The 1605-nt window shown below is 72.6% G+C and carries 2 protein-coding genes; both read right to left on the bottom strand.

Going from position 1 to position 1605, the window contains the following annotated elements; genetic code table 11:
* The coding region (gene leuE / locus KBX53_RS32365) for a leucine efflux protein LeuE (protein WP_210863653.1) at positions 1 to 510 on the bottom strand (510 nt) is incomplete at its 3' end.
* A partial coding sequence (locus tag KBX53_RS32360) for a bifunctional pyridoxamine 5'-phosphate oxidase family protein/GNAT family N-acetyltransferase (RefSeq protein WP_210863651.1) occupies positions 510 to 1605 on the bottom strand: 1096 nt, incomplete at its 5' end. The genes leuE and KBX53_RS32360, both read right to left, overlap by 1 nt.

Genomic DNA, 1605 nt, shown 5'->3' with positions numbered 1-1605 from the left:
GGCGATCAGGCCGAGGAGCAGGAACGACAGCGCCGGCCAGGCGTAGCCGGGGTCGACGAACTGGATGAAGAACGAGATGAAGAACAGGATCGCCTTCGGGTTCAGCAGGCTGATCACCAGCGCCTTGCGGAACGGGCTGCGCATCGCCGCCGGCTCCGCGGCGTCGATGAGCCGCGGCGTGCTCGGATCGTTGCGGTCGCGCCAGCGCCGCGCGGCGCCGAGCAGCATGGTCACCCCGACATAACCGAGGTACGCGGCACCGGCGTACTTGATCACCATGAACAGCGGTGGGTACGCCTTGAGCAGCGACGCCACCCCGGCGGCGGAGAGGAACATCAGCACCCCGTCGCCGACGAACACGCCACCGGCGGCCCGGTAGCCGACCGCGACGCCCCGTTTGGCGGCGGTGGAGAGCACGAAGAGTGAGTTCGGACCGGGCAGCAGGATGATGGCCACGGTGCCCAGCACGTACGTCCAGATGTCGGTGATCCCCAGCACGCCCGCCATCATCACGCCACCGGTGCCGTCCGCAGAAGTCTTTCTCGCAGCCTGACTTGTGCGTTCGGCCACTCGTCGACGGTCATCGCGTACTGCACGGTGTCCCGCCAGGAGCCGTCCGGTCGTTGGCGGTGCATCCGCAGCACCCCTTCCCGGGTCGCGCCGAGCCGTTCGATGGCCGCCTGGGAGCGAACGTTGCGGATGTCGGTGTGCCACGCGACCCGTACCGCGCCCAGGTCGTCGAAGGCGCGGCCGAGCAGGAGCAGCTTCGCCTCGGTGTTGATGCCGGTACGCCACCACTGCCGGCCGAGGAAGGTGTGCCCGATCGCCACCGCCCGCCGCTGCGGGTCGATGTCGTAGTAGGAGGTGCTGCCCACCACCGCCCCGGTCGCCGCGCACCGCTGCACCCAGGCCACCCGCTCGCCCCGGTGCTGGGCGGCCAGGGCGGCGCCGATCACCTCCGCGGTCTCGGCGGGGGCGGTGGGTGGCGCGACGGTGAGGTGCCGCCACACCTCGTCGTCGGCGGTGGCGGCGTGCAGGTCGTCGGTGTGCGCCAACTCCAGCGGTTCCAGCAGGACGTGTTCGCCGCGCAGCGGGACCGGCTCGTGCCACGGTGTGCGGGCCGTCCGCAGGTACGCCGGCAGCGGCGCGGTGACCCCGGCGTCCGGCTCCGGTGCCCCGGCGGTCAGTCGCAGCGGCAGCACGCCGGCCCAGTGCGGCAGGTGCAGGTCGTCCTCGTCCTCGCGGACCCCGCCGGTGCGGGCCCGGACGGACACCTCCCGCAGCGGCAGCGCCAGGACGGCGGTCTCGGCCAGCTCGCGACGGCTGGGCGGACGGGTGGCCGCGCTGCGTCCCGCGCCGACCTTCTCCACCAGCGCGGTGAGCATGGCGAGCTTCTCCCGCTCGTCGGTGACGAGTCGGGCGGTGCCGTGCGCGACGACCGAACGGTAGTTGGCGCTGTGGTGGAACTGGGAGCGGGCGTAGACCAGCCCGTCGAGCAGCGTCACCGCGACGCAGACGGGCAGCCCGTCGTCGCCGCGGGCGGCGAGCAGTGGCCGACTGCCGGTGGAGCCGTGCAGGTAGAGCGTGTCGCCGATGCGGACGTGC

The sequence above is a fragment of the Micromonospora sp. M51 genome (genome assembly GCF_018070305.1).
GTDB classification, from domain to species: Bacteria; Actinomycetota; Actinomycetes; order Mycobacteriales; family Micromonosporaceae; genus Micromonospora; species Micromonospora parva.
This window is presented reverse-complemented; position numbering and strand designations above follow the sequence as displayed.